4 protein-coding genes and 1 pseudogene are annotated in these 4,695 nt (G+C 64.8%); all 5 read left to right on the forward strand.

The genetic code is table 11. The features are described 5' to 3' along the window. Positions 1-2,210: translation initiation factor IF-2 (gene infB, locus AC1DMG_RS19955; protein WP_477180966.1), on the forward strand; the 2,210-nt coding region annotated here is incomplete at its 5' end. A 193-nt stretch (positions 2,211-2,403) separates the two neighbouring features. Then, entirely contained in the window at positions 2,404-2,799 is a 396-nt protein-coding gene (gene rbfA, locus AC1DMG_RS19960; RefSeq protein ID WP_441604075.1) for a 30S ribosome-binding factor RbfA, read from the forward strand. Positions 2,800-2,928: 129 nt separating this feature from the next. Next, positions 2,929-3,861, forward strand: coding sequence for a tRNA pseudouridine(55) synthase TruB (gene truB / locus AC1DMG_RS19965; protein ID WP_477180967.1), 933 nt, complete (start codon positions 2,929-2,931; stop codon positions 3,859-3,861). 145 nt (positions 3,862-4,006) lie between these two features. After that, positions 4,007-4,276, forward strand: a complete 270-nt coding sequence (gene rpsO / locus AC1DMG_RS19970; protein WP_102304155.1) for a 30S ribosomal protein S15 — start codon at positions 4,007-4,009, stop codon at positions 4,274-4,276. An 83-nt stretch (positions 4,277-4,359) separates the two neighbouring features. Further along, positions 4,360-4,695 (forward strand): annotated as a pseudogene (locus AC1DMG_RS19975) (polyribonucleotide nucleotidyltransferase); the annotation flags it as partial.

Raw genomic sequence — 4,695 nt, forward strand, 5'->3', positions numbered from 1 at the left:
AGCAGGCACCGGTCGAACAGTCGGTCCAGCGCATCGATCACAGTGCGCTGGGCATGATCGTGCCGACCATCCACGAGCCGCGTCGTCGCGAGAAGAAGGTCGTGGTTGTGGCCCCCGCGCCCGCGCCGGCCCCTGCGCCCGCTCCGGCGGCAGCAGCGCCCGCCGCAGCTGCAGCCCGCACGCCGGGTGCCCCCAATGCTGCGGCTGGCGCCGCGGCACCGGCCGGCAGCAGCAACAAGACCCGTTATGCCCGCGAGCGCGAGGAAGGCCCTGGTGGCAAGCGCTTTGCGGCAGGCGAGATGCACCTGAGCGACGCCGACCGTGCGCGCCGCTCCAGCAACAACAAGCGTGGCGGCAAGTCCGGCCGTGGCCCGAGCCGCGATACCTCGCGGTATAGCAGCCCGTCCTCCAGCGGCCCGCATGGCTTCACCCGTCCCACCGCTGCGGTGGTGCGTGAAGTCGTGATCGGTGACCACAACGTGGTGGCCGATCTGGCCAACAAGATGGCGGTCAAGGGTTCGGAAGTGGTCAAGGCCCTCTTCAAGATGGGCGTGATGGCCACCATCAACCAGACCATCGACCACGACACCGCGGTGCTGGTGGTCGAAGAGCTGGGCCACACCCCGGTGGCGGCAAGCGAGAACAACGCCGAAGCCGCGCTGGCTGCCCACACGCAGAACGCCGAGCTCGAGGGCGAGAAGAAGCCGCGTCCGCCGGTGGTCACCATCATGGGCCACGTCGACCACGGCAAGACCTCGCTGCTCGATTACATCCGCCGCACCAAGGTCGCCTCGGGCGAAGCCGGTGGCATCACGCAGCATATCGGYGCGTACCACGTGGAAACGCCCAAGGGCGTGATCACCTTCCTCGACACCCCGGGCCATGCGGCGTTTACGTCGATGCGTGCCCGCGGCGCCCAGTCCACCGATATCGTGGTGCTGGTCGTGGCAGCCGACGACGGCGTCATGCCGCAGACGGCCGAAGCCGTGCAGCATGCACGCGCCGCCAAGGTGCCGCTGATCGTGGCGCTCAACAAGATGGACAAGTCCGACGCCAATCCGGACCACGTCAAGCAAGGCCTCGGCAATCTGGAAGTGATTCCGGAAGAGTGGGGCGGTGACACCCCGTTCGTGGCCGTCTCGGCCAAGACCGGCATGGGCATCGACGACCTGCTCGACGCCATTTCGGTGCAGGCCGAAGTGATGGAGCTGACCGCCGTGGAAGATGGCCCCGCCTCCGGCGTGGTGATCGAATCCAGCCTGGACCGCGGTCGCGGCCCGGTGGCGACGGTGCTGGTGCAGCAGGGCACGCTCAAGCGCGGCGATTTCGTCGTCTGCGGTATCGAGTACGGCCGCATGCGTGCGCTGATCGACGAAGCCGGCAAGACCGTGCAGGAAGCTGGTCCGTCGATTCCGGTGCAGGTGCTGGGTCTGTCCGGCGTGCCGGAAGCCGGCGACGACTTCGTGGTGGTGGCAGACGAACGCCTCGCCCGTGAAGTGGCCGCCGAGCGCCAGCTCAAGCGTCGCGAAACGCGCATGGTCAGCAAGGCCAACCGCCTTGAAGACATCATGGCGCAGATGGCCCAGGGCGCCGAGCAGCAGACGCTCAACATCCTGGTCAAGGCCGACGTGCAGGGTTCGGTGCAGGCGCTGCGCGAATCGCTCAGCCAGATCGGCAACGAGAACGTGAAGGTCAATGTGATCGCCGCCGGCGTCGGTGGCATCACCGAGTCCGACGCCACGCTCGCCGCCGCCTCCAAGGCGCTGGTGATCGGCTTCAACGTCCGTGCGGATGCTTCGGCGCGCAAGGTGATCGATACCTCGGGCCTGGATGTCCGCTACTTCTCGATCATCTATGACGTGATCGACCAGGTGAAGYAGGCCGCTTCGGGTCTGCTTGGCAAGGAGATTCGCGAAGAGATCATCGGCATCGCGCAGGTGCGTGAAGTGTTCCGCAGCTCCAAGTTCGGTGCAGTGGCCGGTTGCATGGTCATCGAAGGCACGGTCAAGCGCAGCAAGCCGATCCGCGTGCTGCGCGACAACACGGTGGTCTTCCAGGGCGAACTGGAATCGCTGCGTCGCTTCAAGGACCTGGTCGACGAAGTGCGCAACGGCATGGAATGCGGTATCGCCGTGAAGCAGTACAACGACGTCAAGGCCGGTGACCAGATCGAATGCTTCGAGCGTATCGAGGTTGCCCGCACGCTGTAACAGTGGCCGGTCCGCACGTCGGGCCGACCCTCGCAGTGGTGGTATTGAGGCGGGCGGTGTGGATGACCACATCGCTCGCTTTGTTTTTCAGGACACGCCGTGCTGGCGTGCTCTAAATGGATGAGTGCGGCCAGGGACGGCCGCTTTTTGACCTTCGCGTTCACGGATGAACGCAAACACCTAGGAGTGCGTCATGCCCTCACGCGATTTCAAACGTACCGACCGCGTCGGCGCCGAACTGCGCCGCGAACTGGGCCTGCTGGTCCATGCCGCCGTGCGCGATCACGGCCTGCCGTTGATGAGCGTGTCGGACGTGGAAGTCACCCGCGATCTCGACTGGGCCACGGTGTGGATCACGGCCTTGCAGCCGGAGCGTTCCGTTGAAGCCATGAAGGCGCTGAAGGAGCTGGCGGTGGAATTCCGCCGCGAGCTGTCGCGCTCGATGCGCCTGCGTCGCGTGCCTGAGCTGCGTTTCAAGTACGACGATTCGGTCGACAAGGGCGAGCGCATCGAGAGCCTGTTGCGGCAGGAGGCTGCACGCATGCCGGCTGCCGATGAGGAAGGCGAGGGCGAAGGCGAGAAGGGCTGAGCGTCGGCTTCCTATCTCGCCTCGACATTCGTCTCTTCCCCACGTCATTGCGGCCTGCGCCGGAACGACGGTGAGGGTATAGGCGGCGCACATGCCAKATGTAGAACAGGCTCCATGAGTAAAACTTCCATGAAGCGGAAGATTCGATTTCGCGACCTGCACGGCATCGTGCTATTGGACAAGCCGCTGGAGTTGAGCTCCAACGCGGCCCTGCAGCTGGTCCGCAAAGGTATTTTCCGGGCGGAGAAGGGCGGCCACACCGGCGCGCTCGATCCGCTGGCCACCGGSCTGTTGCCGYTGTGCTTCGGCGAGGCGACCAAGCTGGCCGGCATGCTGCTGGGCTCGCGCAAGGCCTATCTGGCCGAGTGCCGGCTGGGCGCCACCACCTCGACCGCGGATCTCGAAKGCGAGATCGTGCTGGAGCGGCCGGTGCCCGCGCTCACCGACGACGCTATCGAAGCTTCGCTGGCCAAGCTGCGCGGACGTATCACCCAGGTGCCGCCCATCTATTCAGCCATCAAGCTCGACGGCGAGCCGCTGTACGTGAAGGCGCGTCGCGGCGAGGCCGTGGATGTGCCCTCGCGCGAGGTAGAGGTCTACCGGCTGGAGGTGGTGTCGCGTACCCACGACAGCCTCACGCTTTACGTGGAATGCGGCTCGGGGACCTATGTGCGCAGTCTGGCCGTCGACCTGGGCGAGGACCTGGGCTGCGGCGCCCATCTGACGGCGTTGCGCCGGCTGTGGGTCGAACCGTTCCGGGAGCCGGCCATGGTGACGGTGGAGCAGCTGCAGGCGGCGCTGGAGCAGGGCGACGATGTGCTGCTGCCGCTCTTGCTGCCGGTTTCCGCGGCCCTGGCCGATCTGCCCGCCATGCACCTGGACGCCGAGCGCAGCCTGGCTGTCTCACAGGGCCAGCAGATTCCGGTGGATCCGGCCCTGACCGGTCGGCATGCCGTATTCGCCGACGACGGTCGCCTGCTTGCCCTGAGCGAGGCGGTGGGCGGGAAACTGTGCATCGTGCGGGGTTTTAACCTGCCCGCAGATGGCAAACATAAGCACTGACTATGACGGTCTTGTTGTCATAGGGCTCCGGTCGCTACAATACGGAGCTTGTTCCAGACTTTTCATTCATCTAGGCGAAGCTTGCGCAACGTCACCCACGTGATGTTGCGCAAGCTTCGCACCGCTTTTTTAGGAAGAGATACCAATGTCCCTTACCGCTGAACAGACCGGCAAAATCATCGCTGACTTCGGCCGCGTGCCGAACGATACGGGTTCGCCGGAAGTGCAGGTCGCCCTGCTGTCGGCTCGCATCGACCACCTCACCGGCCACTTCAAAGAGCACAAGCAGGATCACCATTCCCGCCGTGGCCTGCTGAAGCTGGTCAACCAGCGCAAGCGTCTGCTTGCCTACCTGAAGGATCGTGACCTGGCTCGTTACCAGGGCCTCATCGAGCGCCTCGGCCTCCGTCGCTAAGTGTTGGTGTTCGCGTTCATTCGTGATCGCGAAGATCAAAAAGCGGCCAACTCTGGCCGCACTTCCCAATTCAGGAAAAGACAGTGGCGAAAGTAACCAAGTCATTCCAGTTCGGTAATCACGAAGTCACACTGGAGACGGGCGAAATCGCCCRCCAGGCTTCGGGTGCCGTCATGGTCAGCATGGGCGGCACGGTTGTGCTGGTCACCGTGGTGGCCAATGCCAAGGCGAAGGAAGGGCAGGATTTCTTCCCGCTCACCGTCGACTACGTCGAGAAGTTCTACTCCGCGGGCCGYATCCCGGGTGGCTTCTTCAAGCGCGAAGGCCGCCCGACCGAGAAGGAGACGCTGACCTCGCGTCTGATCGATCGTCCGGTGCGCCCGCTGTTCCCGGAAGAGTTCAAGAACGAAGTGCAGGTC

The organism is Dyella sp. 01N36, assembly GCF_056399745.1.

Excerpts from the sequence above, each read along its gene's own strand:
- rbfA (WP_441604075.1), top strand. The coding sequence starts at position 2,404 with ATGCCCTCACGCGATTTCAAACGTACCGACCGCGTCGGCGCCGAACTG.
- rpsO (WP_102304155.1), top strand. The coding sequence starts at position 4,007 with ATGTCCCTTACCGCTGAACAGACCGGCAAAATCATCGCTGACTTCGGC.